Source organism: Duganella violaceipulchra, from assembly GCF_019166075.1.
GTDB lineage: Bacteria > Pseudomonadota > Gammaproteobacteria > Burkholderiales > Burkholderiaceae_D > Rugamonas > Rugamonas violaceipulchra.
The window spans coordinates 101,079-124,675 of record NZ_JAHTGR010000009.1 but is presented as its reverse complement, the minus strand read 5'-3'; the positions used below and the strand labels follow the sequence as shown (position 1 = coordinate 124,675).

Here is a 23,597-nt window from a genome sequence, read left to right as displayed (position 1 = left end):
GTACTGCTTTGTTATTCTTGGATGTTGTTCTTGTACTCTTGCTGGTCTCCAGCATACTCCGGTTCACATGTGCCTTGCACAATTATATTTGCAAATCCGGATCTAAAATTTCCTCAAAAGAACAATGTATCGCCGATACAAAAATTGTCCCAGCGCCGCCCCGCAATGGCTTATGCTAGGCGCCAATTTTGTGACATCTTGAGGAAAAACCATGACGCGTCGCCGCAACACCCTTGCCGCTTTTGCCCCTCTCGCCGCCGCCGTGACGCTGGCGTTCGCGCCGCTGGCGGCCGACGCCGCGGCACCGGCCGCCGCCGTGCCGCAAGCCAGCGCCGCGCCCGCGCACAAGGCGCTGCTGGCGATCGCCGACCAGTACTACGACGCCAGCGCCCGCTTCGAACCGCTGGGCGCCACGGAAAACGGCGACAACCGTTACGACGACCAGCTGGGCCTGAGCATCGCCCCCGCCAAGCGCGCCCAGCAGTTCAAGCTGTATCGCCAGTTCGCCACCCGCCTGAAGGCGATCCAGCGCGCCCGGCTGGACAACAAGGACCGCATCAACTACGACATCCTGGTCTACGAGCTGGACCAGTTGCTGGCGATGGAGCGCTTCCCCGAGCACCTGCTGCCGATCAACCAGATGGACAGCGTGCCCGTCACCCTGGCCAACTACGCCGGCGGCGAAGCTTCGCAACCGATCAGCACCGTCAAGCAATACGACGCTTACCTGCACCGCATCGGCCAGTTGCCGGCGTGGATAGACCAGGCCATCGCCAATATGCGCGCCGGCATCAAGCAAGGCATCACCGAGCCGAAGGCCATCATGGAGTCGGGCTTGCCGCAATTCCAGAAGCTGGTCAGCGCCACGCCGGAAAGCAATATCTTCTACACGCCGATCACCAAGCTGCCGGCCGCCTTTGCCGCCGCCGACAAGGCGCGCCTGAGCGCCGCCTACCGCAAAACCGTCGGCGAGCAAGTGATGCCGGCGCTGGCACGCCTGGCAATCTTCCTGGAAAAGGAATACGTGCCGGCCTGCCGCACCACGACCGGCCTGGGCGCGCTGCCGGACGGCGCCGCCTGGTACCAGGCGCGCGTGGCCGGCGCCACCACAACATCGCTTAAACCCGACGAAATCCATGCCATCGGCTTGAAAGAAGTCGCGCGCATCCAGGCCCAGTTTGAACTGCTGGGCCCCCAGCTGGGCTACACCGGTCCGGCGTCGGGCCTGCCGGTATGGGTGGCGGCGCAGCCGAAGTTCTATCCGTTCAAGAGCGAGCAGGAAGTCCAGGCCGTGTATCACCAGCTCAACGATGTGCTGGACACCAAGCTGCCGCTGATGTTCACGCTGCTGCCGAAGGCCAAGCTGGACCTGCGCCTCGAGCCTCAGCTGAGCCGCGCCACCGCCTCGGACCACTACACCGCGCCGGCCGGCGACGGCTCGCGTCCCGGCGTGTTCTGGTCGGTGGTCAACGATCCCGCCAAATACGGCAGCACCGGCATGACCACCTTGTTCCTGCATGAAGGCAAGCCCGGCCACCACTTCCACATCGCCCTGATGCAAGAGCTAAATTTGCCTAACTTCCGTAAATATGGCGGCAACAACGCCTATACCGAAGGCTGGGCGCTGTATGCGGAAACGCTGGGCAAGGAGATGGGCCTGTTCGACGATCCAGCCCAGTACTTCGGCCACCTGAACGACGAACTGCTGCGCGCCACCCGCCTGGTGGTCGACACCGGCATGCACGCGCAAGGCTGGAGCCGCGAGCAAAGCATCCAGTACATGCACGACACGCTGGGCTACGACAACTCCGCCAAGACCGAGACCGAGCGCTACATGGCTTGGCCGGGCCAGGCGCTGGGTTACAAGATCGGCTCACTGAAGATCGTCGAACTGCGCCAACGCGCGGCCAAGGCGCTGGGCGACAAGTTCAGCCTGCCGAAATTCCATGCCGTGGTGCTGGGCGACGGCACCCTGCCGCTGGCGCTGCTGGAGGAAAAGGTCGATCGCTGGATCGCCTCGCAACAATAAACCGCCGGGGCGGGCCGCAATGGCCCGCCTGCCCGCGCTCCACAGCGGGACGGGAAGCCCTGGCGCCGACTTACGTTGCGCTTGTTTGATATGGCGCAAATAGTTATTCGATAGTCAAGCGAGCCAGATCAACACGCGCAATACTGCGGAGTACCCATCCAAAGTCCGTTGGAAAGAGCGCATGCATTCCCTATTGCCCGCCGTGGTCTCACTGCTGTTCTTGTGTTACGGCACCTACGTGCTGCATACGCGCGGGGTCAGCCGTATCAGCGTGGCGTCCTTCCTGCTGTGCGCGACCACGTTCTGCTGGCAATTCACCTGGGCCGTGCTGTTCCAGATCCACGACCAGCACGAAGCGCTGGCGCTGGCCAAGCTGGGCTACCTGCTGATCCTCTTCGTGCCGACCACGCTGTACCACTTCATCGCCGAACTGACGGCGCAACGCAACGAGCGCCGCTGGGTGGACCTGTCCTACGTGGTCGCCGGCTTGCTGGGCGTCGTCCTGCTGAGCACGGACTGGATGATCGCCGGCCTCTACCCCTATTTCTTCGGCTACTACCCCAAGGCGGGCCCCTTGCACCCGCTGCACCTGGTGCAGACCGCCCTGGTGGTGGGGCGCGGCCTGTGGCTGCTCTACCGCCGCCAGCAACTGGCCGTGTCGACCGAGAAGACCCGCCTGCGCTATTGCCTGGTCAGCCTGCTGATCTATTTCTTCGCCTCGGTCGACTATCTGGCCAATTACGGCGTGCAGTTCTACCCGCCGGGTGTGCTGTTCGTGGCGACCAGCCTGGGCCTGATCGCCCAGGCGATGGTGCGGCACAACCTGCTGGCCAACCCGATGGAGGTGGCCGCCACCATTGCCCACGAAATGCGCACGCCGCTGGCGACCGTCCGCAACCAGTCGCGGGTGCTGGCCAAATGCCTGCCGGATTTACTGGCCGGCTATCAGTGCGCGCTGGAAGCCCGGCTGATCGAGCCAACGTTGCGGCCTGCGCAACTCAATTACCTCGGCAAGCTGCCCCAGCACATTGAGGCCGAGATCAACCGTTCCAATTTCATCGTCGACATGTTGCTGGCCTCGGCCCGCGCGGGGACCCTGGATCGCAACGATTTCGCCAATCACTCCATCAAGAAATGCGTTGACGAAGCCCTGGCCTGCTATCCATTTGAAAGCTCGATGCGCGACAAGGTGGTGGTGAAGGCGTCCGAGGATTTCACCTTCTTTGGCTCGGATGTATTGCTGGTCTACGTATTATATAACCTGTTTAAGAACGCCTTGCATGCGATTAAATCCGCGGGGCGGGGAGAAGTTGAAATTTCATTCTTCACTCAAGGGAATAGCAAACAATTACTGGTGACGGATACCGGCGTGGGAATACCGGATGATGTGCTGCCGCACGTGTTTGAGCCATTTTATAGTACCCGGCATAATGGCGGCGGCACGGGCATGGGATTGGCATTTTGCCAGCGCGTGATTACCGCATTCGGCGGCAAGATACAGTGCGAATCGCAGGCGGGGCGTTATACCCGGTTTTCCGTATTATTCCCGCAAAAGCAGTTATGGCATGCCGAGCAGGTAACGGATTAATTCACCGCGACTTCTTCGCCGCTAATCTTATCCAGATCGGTTTCATCGCCCAAGACATATATCTTCTGCTCCCGCAATACCTGGAGAATAAATGGCTGCTGCTCGCGCAGGCGGCGTTTAAAGTCGGGGATCGAATACAGGTTGGGATTGATTTTACGACGCAATAAACGTTCGGCGACCGGCAGCCGGGATAATAGTTCGCCGTAGCTGGTGTTATCGCCGATCAGCATTAACTCCACCGGCGTATCCATGCCCTCGTGTTCCTTGGCCGTGGCGCCATAAACAAAGGCCACATTCAGCACGTGTTGCAACGGCGCCAGCGCAGAATTGAGCACGCTCACCAGGCCGAAGGTTTTCTTGACCAGGTTGCTTAATTCCCCGAACACGATGCATTCCTTGTTGGGTTTAAAGCGGCGCACGTTGCCGATACGCTCGGACACGATAACGCCCGACTCATGCAGCCGTTTGAGCTCACGCTGGGCCGAGGCGCTGCCCAAACCCGTCAGGCGCATGATCTCGTTCAAGTGAAAGCCTTGATTGACACGTACAAATAGCAAGCCCAGCAGCTTTTGCTGGGCGGGGGTGAAGAGTGCTTGAGCGATCATGAGCCAAATCTTAGCATGAACGCACTACTCTCTGGCATGTTTAACGTACCGTTTCCGGGCTAACTTGCATTCGGCTACGCGAAGCGCCTGCACATGCGGCCAGTGGACCAGGCCCAGTGCGGCGGCGGTACATGCTTACGCCGCATGAGATTGAAGGGCATGACATATTAAGCCACCTGGCCACCGGTGCAAGCCACGAACAGGCACTGATTACCTATTCTCATTACCTATATTGGATTAGGCATTGCGAATGTTTTAGGTGCACGACAATATGCGATTAAAAGGTATTGAATGATCGAATATTAAATGCATTAATCGCATCGCCAATAAAAAAACGGCACCCGAAGGTGCCGTTTTTATTTACGGGGCTATAAGCTGTATTACGCTTCGCCGTCGTGCGGAGTAACCGTTTCGGTGACTTCCACGTCGTTGCTGGACATCGAGGCTTTCTCGGCCAGCAGCAGAGCTTGACGCTCTTCCACTTCCCAAGCTTCTTTCTCCTTGCGAGCGCGGTGGAATGCCAGACCGGTGCCGCCTGGAATCAGACGACCAACGATGACGTTCTCTTTCAGACCACGCAGACCATCGCGCTTGCCCATGATTGCGGCTTCGGTCAGAACGCGGGTGGTTTCCTGGAACGATGCGGCCGAGATAAACGAATCGGTCGACAGCGATGCCTTGGTAATACCCAGCAGAACGTTTTCGTAAGTTGCAGGGATCTTGTTCTCTGCATTTACTTTGTCGTTTTCATCCAGCAGTTCCGAACGCTCAACCTGCTCGCCAACGATGTAGTTGGTGTCGCCGGCATTAACGATCTGAACGCGACGCAGCATCTGACGCACAATCACTTCAATGTGCTTGTCGTTAATCTTCACGCCCTGCAGACGGTACACGTCCTGCACTTCGTCAACGATGTAACGCGCCAGCGCTTCGATACCCAGCAGACGCAGAATGTCTTGTGGATCGGCCGGGCCGTCGACAATCATCTCGCCTTTGTTCACTACCTGGCCGTCGTGGACCAGCACTTGCTTGTCCTTGGTGATCAGGAACTCGTGCTTGTTGCCGTCCATGTCCGTGATTTCCAGACGCTGCTTACCCTTGGTTTCTTTACCGAAGGCAACAGTACCGGTCACTTCCGCCAGCATACCCGCGTCTTTTGGCGAACGTGCTTCGAACAGCTCGGCAACGCGCGGCAGACCACCGGTAATATCGCGAGTCTTCTGCGATTCGGTCGGGATACGTGCCAGCACTTCACCAACGGTCACTGCCTGGCCGTCTTTCACCATGATCAGCGCGCCAACCTGGAAGCCGATCGCCACGGCGTGTTCGGTGCCGGCGATCTTCACTTCGTGGCCTTCTTCGTTCAGCAGCTTGACCTGTGGACGCAGGGTCTTGGTCAGCGAACCGCGACGCTTGGCATCGATCACCACCAGGGTCGACAGACCGGTCACTTCGTCCACCTGACGGGCTACGGTCACGCCTTCTTCGACGTTCTCGAAACGCACCACACCGGCGTACTCGGTAATGATCGGACGGGTCAGCGGATCCCAGGTTGCCAGGGCCGTGCCGGCCTTGATCACCAGACCGTCTTTGACGATCAGGGTCGCGCCGTACGGCACCTTGTGACGCTCACGCTCACGGCCGTGGTCGTCGGTAATCAGTACTTCGCCCGAACGGGAAATGACGATCAGCGCGCCCTTGCCGTTGGTGACGTAACGCATGGTCGAGGTGAAACGGATGGTACCGTTCGACTTCGCTTCCACCGACGATGCCACTGCCGCACGCGACGCCGCACCACCGATGTGGAAGGTACGCATGGTCAGCTGGGTACCTGGTTCACCGATCGACTGCGCTGCGACCACACCGACGGCTTCGCCGGCATTGACCAGCACGCCACGGCCCAGATCGCGGCCGTAGCACTTGGCGCACAGGCCGAAGCGCGTGTCGCAAGTCAGCGGGGTACGGACCTTGACTTCGTCGATCGACAGACGCTCGATCTCTTCGACCATGTCTTCGTCCATCAGGGTACCGGCTTCGTACAGCGTCGCCTGGGTTTCCGGATGGACGACGTCGTTGACCACCACGCGGCCGAGGATACGGTCGCGCAGCGCTTCGATCACTTCACCGCCTTCGACCATCGCCTTCATCAGCGCGCCGTTGGTGGTGCCGCAATCGTCGGCGATGACGACCAGATCCTGGGTCACGTCGACCAGACGACGGGTCAGGTAACCCGAGTTCGCGGTTTTCAGTGCCGTATCCGCCAGACCTTTACGAGCGCCGTGGGTCGAGATGAAGTACTGCAACACGTTCAGGCCTTCGCGGAAGTTCGCGGTAATCGGCGTTTCGATAATCGAACCATCCGGTTTCGCCATCAGACCACGCATACCTGCCAGCTGGCGAATCTGCGCCGCGGAACCGCGGGCGCCGGAGTCGGCCATCATGTAAATCGCGTTGAAGGATTCCTGGGTGGACTTGGTGCCGTCACGCTTGATGACGTCTTCCACTTTCAGCTGGTCCATCATGGCCTTGCCGACTTCATCCGAGGTCTTGCCCCAGATGTCGACCACCTTGTTGTAACGTTCGCCGGCGGTGACCAGACCCGAAGCGTACTGCTGCTCGATCTGCTTGACTTCGGATTCCGCGGCCGAAATCAGGGTCACTTTCTGAGGCGGTACCAGCATGTCGTCCACGCAGATCGAAATACCGGCGCGGGTCGCCAGGCGGAAGCCCGACTGCATCAGTTGGTCAGCAAACACCACCGTCGCGCGCAGGCCGCACTTACGGAAGGACGTGTTGATCAGCTTGGAAATCTCTTTCTTCTTCAGCGCGCGGTTCAGCACGGAGAATGGCAGGCCTTTCGGCAGGATTTCCGACAGGATCGCGCGGCCGATCGTGGTCTCGTAACGGGTCACGGTGCGGACGAATTCGCCCGTCACTGGATCCTTGGGATTCTCGACGATACGCACGGTGATGCGGGTGGTCAGTTCCACTTCCTTGTTGTCGTAGGCACGAATGACTTCCGACACGTCCTGGAACAGCATGCCTTCGTTCTTGGCGTTGATCGCTTCGCGGGTCGCGTAGTACAGACCCAGCACGATATCCTGCGAAGGAACGATCGACGGTTCGCCGTTCGACGGGAACAGGATGTTGTTCGAAGCCAGCATCAGGGTGCGGGCTTCCATCTGTGCTTCGATCGACAGCGGCACGTGGACTGCCATCTGGTCACCGTCGAAGTCGGCGTTGAATGCGGCGCAGACCAGCGGGTGCAGTTGGATCGCCTTGCCTTCAATCAGGACCGGCTCGAAAGCCTGGATACCCAGACGGTGCAGCGTAGGCGCACGGTTCAGCATGATCGGGTGTTCGCGGATCACGTCTTCCAGGATGTCCCAGACGACCGGCTCTTGAATCTCGACCAGCTTCTTGGCGGCCTTGATCGTGGTAGCCAAGCCCATCAGTTCCAGCTTGTTGAAGATGAACGGCTTGAACAGCTCGAGCGCCATCAGCTTCGGCAGACCGCACTGGTGCAGTTTCAGCTGCGGACCCACCACGATGACCGAACGGCCCGAGTAGTCGACGCGCTTACCCAGCAAGTTCTGACGGAAACGGCCGCCCTTACCCTTGATCATCTCAGCCAGCGATTTCAGCGGACGCTTGTTGGCGCCGGTCATCGCTTTGCCGCGACGGCCGTTGTCCAGCAGCGAATCGACCGCTTCTTGCAGCATGCGCTTTTCGTTGCGCGTGATGATCTCTGGAGCGCGCAGCTCCATCAGGCGTTTCAGACGGTTGTTACGGTTGATCACGCGGCGATACAGATCGTTCAGATCCGAGGTCGCGAAACGGCCACCGTCCAGCGGTACCAGCGGACGCAGTTCCGGCGGCAGCACCGGCAGCACTTCCATGATCATCCACTCAGGCTTGATGCCCGAACGCTGGAACGCCTCCAGCACTTTCAGGCGCTTGGCGTATTTCTTGATCTTGGCTTCGGACTTCGATTCCTTCAGTTCCACGCGCAGGGTCTCGGCATCGCGGTGGATGTCGATCGAGCGCAGCAGTTCGCGGATACCTTCAGCGCCCATGAAGGCGGTGAAGTCGTCGCCGTACTCTTCGTACTTGGCGGCGTAGTCGTCTTCCGACATGATCTGGCACTTCTTCAGCGGGGTCATGCCTGGATCGGTCACCACGTATGCTTCGAAGTACAGCACGCGTTCGATGTCCCGCAGCGTCATGTCCAGCACCATGCCCAGACGGGATGGCAGCGACTTCAGGAACCAGATGTGGGCGGTAGGCGAAGCGAGCTCGATGTGGCCCATGCGCTCGCGGCGCACCTTGGCCAGCGTGACTTCGACGCCGCACTTTTCGCAGATCACGCCGCGGTGCTTCAGGCGCTTGTATTTACCGCACAGGCATTCGTAGTCCTTGATCGGGCCAAAGATCTTGGCGCAGAACAGACCGTCGCGCTCAGGCTTGAAGGTACGATAGTTGATGGTTTCCGGCTTTTTAACTTCGCCGTAGGACCACGAACGGATTTTTTCAGGCGAAGCGAGACCGATTTTGATCGCGTCAAAAGTCTCGTTCGTCTGTACTTGCTTGAATAGATCGAGCAGTGCTTTCATGTATCACTCCAGGTAGTGATGAATTCTTTAAACTGCCCCGCCGGCAACGACCGGCGGGGCCCGTGCGAGTGTTAGTTGCGTTCCAGGTCGATATCGATACCCAGGGAACGGATCTCTTTCACCAGCACGTTGAACGATTCAGGCATACCGGCGTCGATCACGTGGTCGCCTTTGACCAGGTTCTCGTACACTTTGGTACGGCCGTTCACGTCATCCGACTTAACGGTCAACATCTCTTGCAGCACATACGATGCGCCGTATGCTTCCAGTGCCCACACCTCCATCTCACCGAAGCGCTGGCCGCCGAACTGGGCTTTACCGCCCAGTGGCTGCTGCGTCACCAGCGAGTACGGACCGGTCGAACGCGCGTGCATCTTGTCGTCGACCAAGTGGTGCAGCTTCAGCATGTGCATCACGCCAACGGTGACCTTGCGCTCGAACGCTTCGCCGGTGCGGCCGTCGTACATGGTGACCTGATTCTTCGACGGCGTCATGCCCAGCTTGTGAGCGATGTCGTCCGGGTAAGCCAGGTCCAGCATGCGGCGGATTTCCGATTCGTGCGCGCCGTCGAACACCGGCGTGGCGAACGGAACACCCTTCTTCAGGTTGTTCGCCAGCTTCATGATCTCTTCGTCGTCGAACTGGTCCAGATCTTCCGGACGGCCGTTTTCGTTGTAGATCACGGTCAGATACTTGCGCATCTCTTCGGCCTTGGTGTGCACCGCCAGCATTTCGCCGATACGGATGCCCAGGCCCTTGGCTGCCCAACCCAGGTGGGTCTCGAGAATCTGACCCACGTTCATACGGGAAGGAACACCCAGCGGGTTCAGCACCACGTCGGCCGGCGTACCGTCGGCCATGTATGGCATGTCTTCCACCGGCACGATACGGGAAACCACACCCTTGTTACCGTGGCGACCCGCCATCTTGTCGCCCGACTGCAGGCGGCGTTTAACGGCCAGATACACTTTGACCATCTTCTGCACGCCAGGTTGCAGTTCATCGCCCTGGGTCAGCTTCTTGCGCTTCTCTTCGAAGGCCAGGTCGAACTGGTGGCGCTTCTCGTTGATCGATTCCTTGATCGCTTCCAGCGCGGTAGCCGATGCGTCTTCCGATGGACGGATGTCGAACCAGTGGTACTTGTCCAGATCAGCCAGGTATTCCTTGGTGATCTTGGCGCCCTTGGCCAGCTTCTTCGGACCGCCGTTGACGACTTGGCCGATCAGCATCTTTTCCAGACGCTGGAAGGCGTCGCCTTCAACGATACGCATCTGGTCGTTCAGGTCCAGGCGGAAACGCTTCAGTTCATCGTCGATGATCTGTTGCGCGCGCTTGTCGCGAACGATGCCTTCACGGGTGAAGACCTGGACGTCGATCACGGTGCCGATCATGCCCGATGGCACGCGCAGCGAGGTGTCTTTGACGTCCGATGCTTTTTCGCCGAAGATCGCGCGCAGCAGCTTTTCTTCCGGCGTCAGCTGGGTTTCGCCTTTAGGCGTCACTTTGCCGACCAGGGTGTCGCCCGCTTGCACTTCCGCGCCGATGTAGACGATACCGGACTCATCCAGACGAGCCAGCTGGTTCTCAGCCAGGTTCGAGATGTCGCGGGTGATTTCTTCCGCGCCCAGCTTGGTATCGCGTGCAACGACGGACAGCTCTTCGATGTGAATCGAGGTGTAGCGGTCGTCTTTAACGACGTTTTCCGAGATCAGGATCGAATCTTCGAAGTTCAGACCATTCCATGGCATGAAGGCCACGGTCATGTTCTGGCCCAGAGCCAGTTCACCCAGGTCGGTCGATGCGCCGTCGGCGATCACGTCGCGCTTGGCCACACGGTCGCCTACCTTGACGATAGGACGCTGGTTGATGTTGGTGTTCTGGTTGGAACGGGTGTACTTGATCAGGTTGTAGATGTCGACACCGACTTCGCCGGCGGTTGCTTCGTCATCGTTCACGCGAATCACGACACGGCCCGCATCGATGTAGTCGACGATACCGCCGCGCAGCGCCTGCACGGTGGTGCCCGAGTCGACTGCCACGGTGCGTTCAATGCCGGTACCGACCAGTGCCTTCTCTGGGCGCAGGCAAGGAACCGCCTGACGCTGCATGTTGGCACCCATCAATGCGCGGTTCGCATCATCGTGTTCCAGGAACGGAATCAGCGACGCTGCGACGGAAACGATCTGGCCCGGCGCCACGTCCATGTACTGGATGCGCTCTGGGGATACCAGGATGGTTTCGCCAGCTTCACGGGCCGAGACCAGCTCGTCGCTCAGCATGCCGCTCTTGTCGATGGTCGCATTCGCCTGGGCGATGATGTAGCGGCCTTCTTCGATGGCGGACAGGTAGTCGATCTGGTCGGTGATCTTGGAGCCCTCGACCTTGCGGTATGGGGTTTCCAGGAAGCCGTATTCATTCAGGCGGGCGTACAGCGCCAGCGAGTTGATCAGACCGATGTTCGGGCCCTCAGGCGTTTCGATCGGGCACACGCGGCCGTAGTGGGTCGGGTGCACGTCGCGCACTTCGAAGCCTGCGCGTTCGCGGGTCAGACCGCCAGGTCCCAGAGCGGAAACACGGCGTTTGTGCGTGATTTCCGACAGCGGGTTGGTCTGGTCCATAAACTGCGACAGCTGGGACGAACCGAAGAACTCGCGGATTGCGGCCGAGATCGGCTTCGAGTTGATCAGGTCGTGCGGCATCAGGTTGTCCGCTTCGGCTTGGCCGAGGCGTTCCTTGACGGCGCGCTCAACGCGCACCAGGCCGGCGCGGAACTGGTTCTCGGCCAGTTCGCCGACGCAACGTACGCGACGGTTACCCAGGTGATCGATATCGTCGACTTCGCCGCGGCCATTGCGCAGTTCCACCAGGATCTTGATCACGGCCAGCACGTCTTCGTTCGACAGCGTCATGGCGCCGACCAGCTCGTCGCGGCCGATGCGGCGGTTGAACTTCATGCGGCCGACGGCCGACAGGTCATAGCGGTCAGGGCTGTAGAACAGGCCGTTGAACAGCGCTTCGACCGAGTCTTCGGTTGGCGGTTCGCCAGGACGCATCATGCGGTAGATCGCGACACGGGCGGCCATCTGGTCGGCGGTGTCGTCGATGCGCAGGGTTTGCGAAATGTAGGCGCCCTGGTCCAGGTCGTTGGTGTACAGAGTCTGGATGTCGGAGATGTGGGCTTCGCGCAGGCGGCCCAACACGTCTTCGGTCAGCTCGTCGTTGGCGGACGCGACCACTTCGCCGGTCTCGGGATCGACGATGTTCTTGGCCAGCACGCGGCCCAGCAGGTAGTCTTCCGGTACCGAGATGTGCTTGATGCCGTTCGACTCGATATCGCGCACGTGCTTGGCGTTGATACGCTTGTCCTTCAGGACCAGCGTCTTGCCTTCCTTGTTGACGATGTCGAAACGCGCGACTTCGCCACGCAGGCGCTCGGCGACGAATTCCATTTCCGCGCCTTCGGAGCGCAGGTTGAAATTGTCGAACACGAAGAAGTTCGCCAGGATCTGCTCGTGCGACATGCCGATCGCTTTCAGCAGGATCGTCACTGGCATCTTGCGGCGGCGGTCGACGCGGAAGAACAGGATGTCTTTCGGGTCGAACTCGAAGTCCAGCCACGAACCGCGGTAAGGAATGATACGCGCGGAGAACAGCAGTTTGCCGGACGAGTGGGTCTTGCCGCGGTCGTGCTCGAAGAACACACCAGGGGAGCGATGCAGCTGCGAAACGATAACGCGCTCGGTACCATTGATGACGAACGAACCGGTGGTGGTCATCAGGGGCAGTTCGCCCATGTAGACTTCCTGTTCCTTCATCTCTTTGACGACCGGCTTGGTCGGCGATTCCTTGTCCAGGATCACCAGACGCACCTTGGCGCGCAGCGGCGACGCGAAGGTCAGGCCGCGCAGTTGGCATTCCTTGACGTCGAAGGCGGGGTCGCCCAGGACATACGACAGGAATTCGAGACGCGCAAAGCCATTGTGCGAAACGATAGGGAATATCGAGGTAAAGGCCGACTGCAGGCCGTCGTTCTTGCGTGTCGACGGTGCTACGTCTTCTTGCAAGAAACTATGGTAGGACTCGAGCTGGGTAGCCAGCAGGAACGGAACGTGGTGAACGTTGGCGCGCTTCGCGAATGATTTGCGAATGCGTTTCTTCTCAGTAAATGAGTAGTGCATGGACACTCCGTGAGTGACAGAAAGGATAAAAAATTCAGGTTTTGCCAGTGCAAAATTAGCCACTTCAGCAACAAGATCGGCTGCATGTCACACAGACGAAACCTGAAACTTCTACCATTTCCAGCTGATTCGATAAAACTGCGGCGTCGGACAAACGCTACAAATACGACGAGGACGACAAAGGAGCCAAAGCCGGATTTCCTCCCTTTCGAGAGGAAATCCGCAGCTTTGGCTCGTGGCGCTAACTAACTAGCCGCCGTACAACTTGATTACTTCAGTTCGGCCTTGGCGCCAGCTTCTTCCAGCTTCTTCTTAGCGGCTTCAGCGTCAGCTTTCGACAGGGCTTCTTTAACGGTCTTAGGAGCGCCATCAACCACGTCTTTGGCTTCTTTCAGGCCCAGACCGGTGATTTCGCGAACTGCTTTAATTACGCCAACTTTGTTCGCGCCGACTTCGGTCAGAACAACGTTGAATTCGGTTTGCTCTTCAGCAACCGCAGCAGCAGCGCCGCCAGCTGCTGGAGCAGCCATTGCAGCGGCCGAAACGCCGAATTTTTCTTCGAATGCTTTAACCAGGTCGTTCAGGTCCATTACGGACATTTCGCTAACTGCGTTCAGGATGTCGTCTTTGCTAATTGCCATTTGAAACTCCAATAATTTTTTGATTCGTTAATACATCAGATTGGTACTTGAGAAAAGATCCGGCTACTGCAATTAAGCAGCGGCTGGCGCTTCTTCTGCGGCCACTTCGGCAACAGCTGGAGCACCTTCGGATTTTTTCGCTGCCAGAGCAGCCAGACCACGTGCAAAGCCCGACACCGGAGCCAGCATAACGCCCAACAACTGCGAGATGAGAACTTCACGGCTAGGAATGCTCGCCAACGCTGCAACAGCTGCTTTATCCAGCTGCTTGCCTGCGTAGTTACCTGCGGTGATGACCAGTTTGTCGTTGGTTTTAGCGAAGTCAGCGATGACTTTAGCTGCTGCAACGGCATCGTCCGAGATCGAGTAGATCAACGGACCGGTCATGCTGTCTGCCAGGTTGGCGAACTGCGTGCCTTCGACGGAGCGACGTGCGAGGGTGTTTTTCAACACTCGCAGGTACACGCCTTGAGCGCGCGCTTTGGCACGAAGTTGCGTCAAGTGAGCAACCTGGATGCCACGATATTCGGCCACGACGATAGTTTGCGCAGTTGCAACTTTTGCGGAAACTTCGGCGACGACGGCCTTTTTGTCATTCAGATTGAGACCCACGGTCAACCTCCTTAAATGATGACGGGCAAACTGCCTGCCATCGGTTCGAACAACGGCGTCCGAGGTTTAGGAGTCCAATGGACTACGAAACTTGATCGGGTACACCATCTGCGTTGGGTGAAAAATTCAATTAACCAGTTGCCTACCTGATGCATCCGGCCCAACGGTCTTTGATTGCCTGGCCGCTCCCGAAGAAACGACCAGCCCAAAGAACTGCCCCATGCCTTACAGCACAGGGACTTAATTTTTTAAAACTTAAGCAGCCAGGGTAGCCTGGTCAACACGGACGCCAGCGCCCATGGTCGACGACAGCGATACCTTGCGCAGGTAAACACCCTTGCTGGTAGCTGGCTTAGCTTTGTTCAGTGCGTCGATCAGGGCAACCAGGTTGCTCTTCAGATCTGCATCAGCGAACGATTTGCGGCCGATGGTCGCGTGGATGATACCGGCTTTGTCGGTACGGTACTGAACTTGACCGGCTTTCGCGTTTTTCACGGCGGTAGCGACGTCAGGGGTTACGGTGCCGACTTTCGGGTTAGGCATCAGGCCACGTGGGCCCAGGATCTGACCCAGGGTACCAACGATACGCATGGTGTCTGGCGAAGCGATGACGATATCGAAAGGCATGTCGCCGGCTTTGACGCGCTCGGCCAGGTCTTCCATACCAACAACGTCGGCGCCGGCGGCTTTAGCCTGCTCAGCTTTTTCGCCCGAAGCGAATACAGCGACGCGAACGGTCTTGCCGGTGCCAGCTGGCAGCACGACGGAACCGCGAACGACTTGATCCGACTTCTTAGGATCCACGCCCAGTTGTACCGACACGTCGATCGATTCATTGAACTTGGCGGTGGCCAGTTCTTTGATCAGAGCGACTGCGTTGTCGAATGCGTAGGACTTGGTGCTATCAACTTTGGCTTTGATAACTTTAGCGCGTTTGGACAGTTTTGCCATGATTACAGACCTTCCACCGTGATGCCCATCGAACGTGCGGAACCAGCGATGGTGCGTACAGCAGCATCCAGGTCGGCAGCGGTCAGATCAGGGGTTTTCAATTTAGCGATTTCTTCAGCTTGAGCGCGGGTCAGCTTACCGACTTTGTCGGTATGTGGCTTCGGCGAACCTTTGACAACGCCCGAGTGCTTCTTGATCAGGAAGGTTGCTGGAGGCGTCTTCATCACGAAGGTGAAGGACTTGTCAGCGAACGCGGTGATCACGACTGGGATCGGCATGCCTGGTTCCATACCTTGGGTCTGCGCGTTGAACGCCTTGCAGAATTCCATGATGTTCAGACCGCGTTGACCCAGAGCTGGACCGATCGGTGGGGATGGGTTTGCTTTACCAGCTGGTACTTGCAGCTTGATAAAACCAATGATTTTCTTTGCCATGATGGCTCCTATCTTGGATATGAGTAGTAGCGCCCCACCATGCGCAGTTGCAGGGCGGGGCTCCTCTTTGCCAGATGCGCTAGGGTTTTAACACCGTCGCCCGTTCTGGCGAACGGTGCTGCTTATACTTTTTCGACCTGGCCGAACTCAAGTTCCACCGGAGTAGCGCGGCCGAAGATGGTGACCGACACGCGTACCTTGGATTTCTCGTAGTTGACTTCTTCGACGTTGCCGTTGAAGTCGGTGAACGGGCCATCCTTGATACGGACTTGCTCGCCCACTTCGTACAGCACTTTCGGCCGTGGCTTCTCGACACCCTCCTGCATCTGCTGCATGATCTTGTCGATCTCGCGCGCTGGAATCGGGGTCGGCTTGTTCGATTTGCCGCCGATGAAGCCGGTCACCTTGTTGGTGTTTTTCACCAAGTGCCAGGTTTCGTCGGTCATTTCCATCTCAACCAGGACGTAGCCTGGGAAGAAACGACGCTCGGTGACGGACTTCTGACCGTTCTTGACTTCGACGACTTCTTCGGTCGGCACCAGGATCTGGCCGAACTGGTCCTGCATGCCGGCGCGCTCTACACGCTCCGTCAGCGCACGCTGGACGCTTTTTTCCATGCCGGAATACGCATGTACAACGTACCAGCGCTTGTTGCTGACTGGCACGCTGATTGGCGCTGCGCCAGCGTCTTGTGCCGGAACTTCTTCCGGCAGCTCGTCTTGCACATTTTCGCTCATTATTTTCGTATGCCCAGAATGACGTCGTACAACAGGAACTCGAGTGTCTTATCCGTGCCCCACAGGAACAGCGCCATCACCAGCACGAAGGCAAACACGATGCCCGTGATCTGGGTAGCTTCGCGACGAGTAGGCCAGACGACCTTTTTCGTTTCGCGCACGGCTTCTTTGGCGAAATTCAGGAATTCACGGCCAGTCGTCGAGGTCCACAAGAGCAGAACGGCAAAAGCCAAACCAGCTACAAGTGCGCCTGCGCGTACGAGAGCTGGTTTGTCTGACAGGTAATAAAACCCGACCACACCTGCGATTGCAACGGCTATTGCCAGAGCAACCTTAATCTTGTCATTCGACGTGCTGACGGTCTGCACGGATTGATTTGACATTTATATTTACTTTCGGTGCCCTGCACCTGAAAACGGTGGCAGGGACGGAGGGCATCGAACCCCCAACCTTCGGTTTTGGAGACCGACGCTCTGCCAATTGAGCTACGTCCCTACGTAAAACTACAAAGGATATCGATTATACCACCAGAGACGCCCCTGGTGGTACGACCAGCATTCCTTAAGCGATGATCTTCGCTACAACACCAGCACCTACGGTACGGCCACCTTCGCGGATTGCGAAGCGCAGACCTTCTTCCATCGCGATCGGGTTGATCAGCTTGACGGTGATCGACACGTTATCGCCTGGCATAACCATTTCTTTGTCCGCTGGCAGTTCGATCGAACCGGTCACGTCAGTCGTACGGAAGTAGAACTGTGGACGATAGTTGTTGAAGAACGGCGTATGACGGCCGCCTTCGTCTTTCGACAGAACATAGATCTCGCCGGTGAAGTGGTTGTGCGGCTTGATCGAGCCTGGCTTCGCCAGAACCTGACCACGCTGTACGTCTTCACGCTTGGTGCCGCGCAGCAGCAGACCGACGTTGTCGCCAGCCATACCCTGGTCCAGCAGCTTGCGGAACATTTCCACGCCGGTGCAGATGGTCTTGACGGTGTCGGTGATACCAACGATTTCGATCTCTTCGCCGACCTTGATGATGCCGCGCTCGATACGACCGGTCACAACGGTACCGCGACCCGAGATCGAGAACACGTCTTCCACTGGCATCAGGAAGGCGCCGTCCACTGCGCGCTCTGGCGTAGGGATGTAGCTGTCCAGTGCGTCGGCCAGAGCCATGATGGCTACTTCGCCCAGAGGACCGGTGTCGCCGTCCAGCGCTTTACGTGCCGAACCTTTGATGATAGGCAGGTCATCGCCTGGGAATTCGTACTTCGACAACAACTCGCGAACTTCCATTTCAACCAGTTCCAGCAGCTCTTCGTCGTCGACCAGATCGCACTTGTTCAGGAACACGACGATGTATGGAACGCCAACTTGACGGGCCAGCAGGATGTGCTCGCGGGTCTGTGGCATTGGGCCGTCGGCTGCGGAGCAAACCAGGATCGCGCCGTCCATCTGCGCGGCACCGGTAATCATGTTCTTGATATAGTCGGCGTGGCCTGGGCAGTCTACGTGAGCGTAGTGGCGGGTAGCGGTTTCGTATTCAACGTGAGCGGTGTTGATGGTAATGCCGCGTGCTTTTTCTTCTGGAGCAGCATCGATCTGGTCGTATGCTTTAGCTTCGCCGCCGAATTTCTTCGACAGAACAGTAGCGATCGCAGCGGTCAGGGTGGTCTTGCCGTGGTCGACGTGGCCGATGGTGCCGACGTTAACGTGCGGCTTGGTCCGCTCGAATTTCTCTTTTGCCATTTTAGACTCCTAACGATTTGGTGTGATTGCCTGGGCGTACGCCCGACTGTCTTGATAGTGCTGCGTATATTTTTAAATATGCTGCCGGTGCTGCGGGATACTGCGAATTCTGGTGCCCTTTACGTGGATTGAACACGTGGCCTCTCCCTTACCAAGGGAGTGCTCTACCACTGAGCTAAAAGGGCTTATGGGGTACTACTGCATTGCAACAACACTGGAGCGGGTGAAGGGAATCGAACCCTCGTCGTAAGCTTGGAAGGCTTCTGCTCTACCATTGAGCTACACCCGCGAGGATTGTTCAATTCTTCTTCATCTACTTGCCGCATCTACTTGCATACCCAGTCTTTTTGCAAAAACTTGGTGGAGGGGGCTGGATTCGAACCAGCGTACTCGAAAGAACAGATTTACAGTCTGTCGCCTTTAACCACTCGGCCACCCCTCCGCGAGGAACCGCAGAGTATGAAGCAACTTCTTTGACCTGTCAACCCCGCATCGCGCTTTTATTTACTGCCTGATTCGCGCCATGCAGATGAACCGTCTGCTTCGGGGCGAGATTTTAACTGCACCAACTGCAAAAGTGCAAGTGTTGTTTTTACGTTGAACGAATTCCTATACAATCGGCCCACGATACTGAGACCTGGAGCCCCGCAGTTGAACAACCGTAGCGGTAGTTTGCGCAGCCTGGTGCTGGCCAATCTGGGCCTGTTGGCCTGTTACTTCGTCGCCGGCCGTCTGGGCCTGCTGTTGGCGCTGCCGCCCGGCTACGCCTCGCCCATCTTCCTGCCGGCCGGTCTGGCGCTGGCCTGTTGCGTGCTCGGCGGTGCCCGCCTGCTGCCGGCCGTGGCGCTGGGCTCGCTGACGGTCAACCTGATCTATCCCTTCCTCAGCCCCGGCGGCATCGGCGCCAGTGCGCTGGCCGGCGCCTGCTTCGCGGCGCTGGGCGCCTCGCTGCAAGCCTGGGCCGGCAGCGCGCTGTTCCGCCGCCACATCGATCCCGCCATCGGCTCCGGCCGCGACGTGGTGCGCTTCATCCTGCTGGCGGCCGGCGTCACCGTCATCAGCAGCACCGTTTCGCTGAGCGGCATGGCCCTGGTCGGCATCCTGCGCTGGGACACCCTCTTCCTCGACTGGCTGGCCTGGTGGATGGGCGACACCATCGGCATCCTGCTGGCGGCGCCGCTGACCTGGATCGTCATCGGCCGCCCGCGCGCATTGTGGTCGCGCCGGCGCCTGCTGGTCGGCCTGCCGCTGGTGCTGTCGGCGGCGGCCTTCATCGCCATCTACCTGCAGGCGGACCGCTGGGAGAACAACCAGCAGCTGCAGGCGTTCCGCCTCAAAGCGCAACAGACCGGCGACCTGCTGCAGGCGCAGTTCAGCGAGCACGAACGCTTCATCTATGCGATGGCCAAGGCCCTCAACGACCCGCGCCGCACGCTCAGCGCCGAGGACTTCGGCAACCTGGCGCACGGCTACCTGGACCAGCGCCCCGAGCTGCTGTCGATGGCCTGGCTGACGCCGGTGGCCGGCGACGAGCGCGCCGCCTTCGAAACCTGGGGCCGCGCCCAGATCTCGCCCGGCTTCGAGATCCGCCAGTCCAACGCCGACGGCGCCCTGGTCGCCGCCGCGCCGCGCCAGCGCTACTTCGTCGCCACCTACATCGAGCCGGCCGAGAACCGCGTCTACCAGGGCCTCGATTTCCTGTCCGATCCGCAGCGCCGCACCGCGCTCGAACGCGCCATCCAGTCCGGCCAGCCGACCGCCACCGCGCCACTGCAGCTGATCCGCACGCAGGCCAGCGCCGGCTTGCTATTGCTGCAAACTGTCTACCCCAACAACAACCGCCACCAGGCCATCGGCTCGCTGCTGATCTCGATGCAGTTCGACGCCTACCTGGACCAGGCGCTCAAGCGCTCCGAGTTCGGCCACTTCCTGATGCGCTTCGAGGACATGGACGACGACGGCCCGCGCCACCTGGTGCGCGACAGCCTGCGACGGGCGCCGGCGCCGGGCGACTTCCAGCGCCAGCTGCACTTCGGCGGCCGCATCTACGAGCTGACGCTGGCGCCGACCCCGGCCTACCTGCAACAGCAGCGCGGCTGGCAAAGCTGGACCGTGCTGACCTGCGGCCTGCTGCTGACCGGCCTGCTGGGCACCTTGATGATGCTGATCAGCGGCGAGCGCGCCCGCATCCAGGCCCAGGTCAAGGACAGCACCGCGCGCCTGCGCGAGCGCGAAGCGCGCCTGCAGGCCATCCTCAACAAGGCGGCCGACGCCATCCTCACCATCGACGGCGACGGCCTGCTGATGTCGGCCAACGCCGCCGCCGGCCGCCTGTTCGGCTACGCGCCGGAAAACATGACCAAGCTGCCGCTGGACCGCCTGATCCCGGTCGGGGTCGGCGACGCCGCCGGCCTCGACGCGGCCGGCCTGCTGCGCATGATCGCCTGCGGCGTCACCCACGAATACGAGCTGACCGGCTGGCGCAGCGACGGCAACGAATTCCCGCTGGCGATGTCGGTGAGCGAAGTGGAGCTGCCCGACGAGCACCTGTTCGTCGCCATCCTGCACGACCTGACGGCGCAGCAGCTGGCGCAGGAACGCATCCACCGCCTGGCCCACCACGACACCCTGACCGGCCTCGACAACCGCCTGTCGCTGAACCTGCGGCTCGACCAGCTGCTGGCCCAGACCCGCCGCGCCGGCGGCGCGGCGGCGGTGCTGTTCATCGACCTCGACCACTTCAAGAAGATCAACGACACCCACGGCCACCAGACCGGCGACCTGCTGCTGGTGGCCGTGGCCCAGCGCCTGCAGGAGCTGCTGCGCGAAGTCGACACCATCGCCCGCCTCGGCGGCGACGAATTCATCGTCGTCACCTCCGGCAGCGTGACGCCGGACGAGGCCTCCAACATCGCGGTGCGCATCGTCGAATCGCTGGGCGCGCCCTACCACCTGCAGGGCAAGACGGTGCACAGCGGCGCCAGCGTCGGCGTCGCCATGTTCCCGTCCGACGGCGAGGACGGCAGCACCCTGCTGCGCCACGCCGACACCGCCATGTACGCCGCCAAGAGCCAGGGCCGCGGCAACTTCCAGTTCTTCTCGGCCGAGATGAACAGCGCCACCCACGAGCGCCTGATGCTGGAGAACCGCCTGTGGCAGGCGCTGGAGCAGAACGAATTCGAACTGTACCTGCAGCCGCAGGTCGAGCTGGCGTCCGGCCGCATCATCGGCGCCGAGGCGCTGCTGCGCTGGCACCATCCGGAGCTGGGCATGGTGGGGCCGGACCGCTTCATCCCGATCGCCGAGGAGTCGGGCCTGATCCTGCCGCTGGGCGACTGGGTGCTGCAACGCGCCAGCCGCCTGCTGGCCTCGTGGCGCACGCCGGGGCTGGCGCACCTGCGGCTGGCGGTCAACCTGTCGGCGCGCCAGTGCCACGGCGCCGGCCTGCTGCCGCAGCTGGACCGGCTGATCGACGCCCACGGCATCGACCCGGCCCTGCTGGAGCTGGAGATCACCGAATCGGCGGCGATGCAGGACCCGGAGCGCAGCCGCGCGCTGCTGATCGAACTGCGCTCGCGCGGCTTCAAGGTGGCGATCGACGATTTCGGCACCGGCTATTCCTCGCTGAGCTACCTGAAGCTGTTCGAGATCGACCGCATCAAGATCGACCGCGGCTTCGTCAAGGATATCGAGAGCGATCCGAACGACGCCGTGATCGTCGCCGCCACCATCGCGCTGGCCCACTCGCTGGGACTGGGGGTGGTGGCCGAGGGCGTCGAGACCCAGGCCCAGCGCGACTTCCTCAGCGCCAAGCAGTGCGACGAGGCGCAGGGCTATCTGTACGCGCGGCCGATGCCGGTGGCGCAGTTCGAGGCCATGGTGCGCAGTGTCAGGCTGGACGCGGTCGACCTCAGCCCGGCGTGAGCGCCACCAGCACCTGGCCCTTGAGGGCGCGGATCAGCGAGGTCTCGTCGGGCGGCACGCCCTCCGGCGCCGGCAGCGCGCGGTCCGCGTAGAACAGGCCCAGCTGGATGGAATTGACCACCAGCGGCAGCACGATGAAGCTGCGGGCGTCGGGCAGCAGGCGGCGGTGCCATTCCGGCAGCAGCGCGCGGATCTTGGGCGCGCTGGCGTCGGCGATCATCAGGTCGGCGTTGTTCTGCATCGCCAGGTGGAACAGGTCGTCGCCGCCGGCGCTGGGGAAGATGAAGCCGGCCTGGCGCTGCGCATGCAGCTCGCCGAACGCCACCCTGGCGCGGTACTGGCCGCTGCGCACATCCTTCAGGCACACCGTGGCGAAACGGAAGCCCATGCCGCGGTACAGCGTCTCGAGCACCGCCTGGATGATGTCGTTGACCTTGCCGTGGCCGCCGGCGCGCATCTGCGTCACCTCCTGCACCCCGGCCAGCAACTGCTCGCGGGCGTTGTACGGCTTGCCGCTGACATGGTTGCCCTGCGGCGCCTCGCCGGCGCCCATGGCGGCCTGCGCCAGCACGCTGGGCAGGCCGGGCGCGCCGTCGTCGGGGTCGGCGTGCGCGCCCATCTGCAGACTCTCCAGCAGGCCGTCCATGTCGCGCGATACGGTGGTGAACAGCTGCGTCAAGCGCTCGCGGTCCAGGTTGAGCGCGGCGCCGTAGCGCTGCTCCAGCGCCTTGCCCTCGGCGCTGTCGGCGCCCAGCCGGCGCGACAGCAGGCGCGCCGTCTCCATGCTGAACGCCACCACCTGCCGCATCCACTCCTGGCGGCTGGCGGCCGGCTTGCAGGCGCCCGGCGGCAGCGGCGCCAGCGAGCGCACGATCACGTCCGGGATCTTCCACTCGTGGAGGATGGCGGCCGACAAGCTGTCGTAGCTGCAGCCCAGCACCTGCAGCGCCGCCTGCGCCTCGGTCAACTTGCCGGCCGCCGTCAGCAGGCCGATCTCGCGGAACAGGGCGTGCTCGTGCGAGGCCACCACCAGCGCGCCGATGTTCTTGAACAGCGCGCCGATGGCCGCCTCCTCGGCGCCCTGGTAGATGCTCAGGCGCGCCATCTCGCGCCCCACCAGGCTGGCGCACAGCGCCGCCTCCAGCTCGATGCGCACGCTGTGCGCGTGGCGGCTGTTGGCCAGGGTGTCGACCAGCAGCATGGCCATCGCCGTGGTCTTGACGTTGTCGAAGCCGAGCAGGGAAATCGCGCGCGAGATGGTGGTGACGGCGGTGCCGCCGGCGGCGCGGTAGGTCGGCGTGTTGGCCAGCCGCAGCACCTTCTGCGTCAGCGCCACGTCCGACAGCACGTAGTAGGCCAGGTTCTGCGTGCCCTGGTCGTCGGAATCGGCCATCTGCACCACCCGCGCCACCGACGCGCCCAGCGCGAACATGCCCTCGTCGCCGCTGAGTTTTTTCAGCAGCGCGCCGCGCACGGGGCGCAGTTCGCTGTCTGACGGAAGCGGGGTCGATGGCATGGCATGTCCTGGCGTGT

14 protein-coding genes and 4 tRNA genes are annotated in these 23,597 nt (G+C 60.6%); 3 read left to right on the top strand and 15 right to left on the bottom strand.

The window, feature by feature from the left end; translation table 11 throughout:
• The first annotated feature begins 211 nt into the window (after nucleotides 1–211).
• Entirely contained in the window at nucleotides 212–2,029 is a 1,818-nt protein-coding gene (locus tag KVP70_RS17935) for a DUF885 domain-containing protein (protein WP_217943564.1), read from the top strand.
• Nucleotides 2,030–2,210: 181 nt separating this feature from the next.
• Nucleotides 2,211–3,617, top strand: a complete 1,407-nt coding sequence (locus KVP70_RS17930) for a sensor histidine kinase (protein WP_217943563.1) — start codon at nucleotides 2,211–2,213, stop codon at nucleotides 3,615–3,617.
• Here KVP70_RS17930 and KVP70_RS17925 read toward each other — a convergent pair.
• The 14 genes from KVP70_RS17925 to KVP70_RS17860 form a co-directional block, all read right to left on the bottom strand.
• Complete coding sequence (locus KVP70_RS17925) at nucleotides 3,614–4,222, bottom strand: helix-turn-helix domain-containing protein (protein ID WP_217943562.1); 609 nt, start codon at nucleotides 4,220–4,222, stop codon at nucleotides 3,614–3,616. The two genes, KVP70_RS17930 and KVP70_RS17925, sit on opposite strands and share 4 nt — an antisense overlap.
• Nucleotides 4,223–4,602: 380 nt before the next feature.
• Nucleotides 4,603–8,835, bottom strand: coding sequence for a DNA-directed RNA polymerase subunit beta' (gene rpoC, locus KVP70_RS17920; RefSeq protein ID WP_217943561.1), 4,233 nt, complete (start codon nucleotides 8,833–8,835; stop codon nucleotides 4,603–4,605).
• 71 nt (nucleotides 8,836–8,906) lie between these two features.
• Nucleotides 8,907–13,013: a DNA-directed RNA polymerase subunit beta gene (gene rpoB, locus KVP70_RS17915; protein ID WP_217943560.1), complete on the bottom strand. Its 4,107-nt coding sequence runs from the start codon at nucleotides 13,011–13,013 to the stop codon at nucleotides 8,907–8,909.
• Nucleotides 13,014–13,282: 269 nt separating this feature from the next.
• Entirely contained in the window at nucleotides 13,283–13,654 is a 372-nt protein-coding gene (gene rplL / locus KVP70_RS17910) for a 50S ribosomal protein L7/L12 (protein WP_217943559.1), read from the bottom strand.
• Nucleotides 13,655–13,726: 72 nt separating this feature from the next.
• Entirely contained in the window at nucleotides 13,727–14,266 is a 540-nt protein-coding gene (rplJ, locus tag KVP70_RS17905; RefSeq protein ID WP_217943558.1) for a 50S ribosomal protein L10, read from the bottom strand.
• Nucleotides 14,267–14,521: 255 nt separating this feature from the next.
• Nucleotides 14,522–15,217 carry a 50S ribosomal protein L1 gene (gene rplA, locus KVP70_RS17900; protein ID WP_217943557.1) on the bottom strand — a complete coding sequence of 232 codons (696 nt, stop codon included), beginning with the start codon at nucleotides 15,215–15,217 and terminating at the stop codon, nucleotides 14,522–14,524.
• A gap of 2 nt (nucleotides 15,218–15,219) precedes the next feature.
• Nucleotides 15,220–15,651, bottom strand: a complete 432-nt coding sequence (rplK, locus tag KVP70_RS17895; RefSeq protein WP_008444110.1) for a 50S ribosomal protein L11 — start codon at nucleotides 15,649–15,651, stop codon at nucleotides 15,220–15,222.
• 122 nt (nucleotides 15,652–15,773) lie between these two features.
• Nucleotides 15,774–16,388, bottom strand: coding sequence for a transcription termination/antitermination protein NusG (gene nusG, locus KVP70_RS17890; RefSeq protein WP_217943556.1), 615 nt, complete (start codon nucleotides 16,386–16,388; stop codon nucleotides 15,774–15,776).
• Nucleotides 16,388–16,771, bottom strand: a complete 384-nt coding sequence (gene secE / locus KVP70_RS17885; RefSeq protein ID WP_008444107.1) for a preprotein translocase subunit SecE — start codon at nucleotides 16,769–16,771, stop codon at nucleotides 16,388–16,390. The genes nusG and secE overlap by 1 nt, the downstream gene beginning before the upstream one ends.
• A 36-nt stretch (nucleotides 16,772–16,807) precedes the next feature.
• Nucleotides 16,808–16,883 (bottom strand) — tRNA-Trp (locus KVP70_RS17880).
• A gap of 66 nt (nucleotides 16,884–16,949) precedes the next feature.
• Nucleotides 16,950–18,140: an elongation factor Tu gene (tuf, locus tag KVP70_RS17875; protein ID WP_020704295.1), complete on the bottom strand. Its 1,191-nt coding sequence runs from the start codon at nucleotides 18,138–18,140 to the stop codon at nucleotides 16,950–16,952.
• A 110-nt stretch (nucleotides 18,141–18,250) separates the two neighbouring features.
• Nucleotides 18,251–18,325 (bottom strand) — tRNA-Thr (locus KVP70_RS17870).
• Between the two features lie 30 nt (nucleotides 18,326–18,355).
• Nucleotides 18,356–18,429 (bottom strand) — tRNA-Gly (locus KVP70_RS17865).
• Nucleotides 18,430–18,498: 69 nt separating this feature from the next.
• A tRNA-Tyr gene (locus KVP70_RS17860) sits at nucleotides 18,499–18,582 on the bottom strand.
• A 209-nt stretch (nucleotides 18,583–18,791) separates the two neighbouring features.
• On the opposite strand from KVP70_RS17860, the gene KVP70_RS17855 reads away from it, so the two are divergent.
• Nucleotides 18,792–22,064, top strand: coding sequence for an EAL domain-containing protein (locus tag KVP70_RS17855; protein ID WP_217943555.1), 3,273 nt, complete (start codon nucleotides 18,792–18,794; stop codon nucleotides 22,062–22,064).
• Here the strand turns inward: KVP70_RS17855 and KVP70_RS17850 are convergent.
• Nucleotides 22,051–23,580: an HDOD domain-containing protein gene (locus tag KVP70_RS17850; RefSeq protein WP_217943554.1), complete on the bottom strand. Its 1,530-nt coding sequence runs from the start codon at nucleotides 23,578–23,580 to the stop codon at nucleotides 22,051–22,053. The genes KVP70_RS17855 and KVP70_RS17850 overlap by 14 nt on opposite strands.
• Nucleotides 23,581–23,597 lie beyond the last annotated feature (17 nt).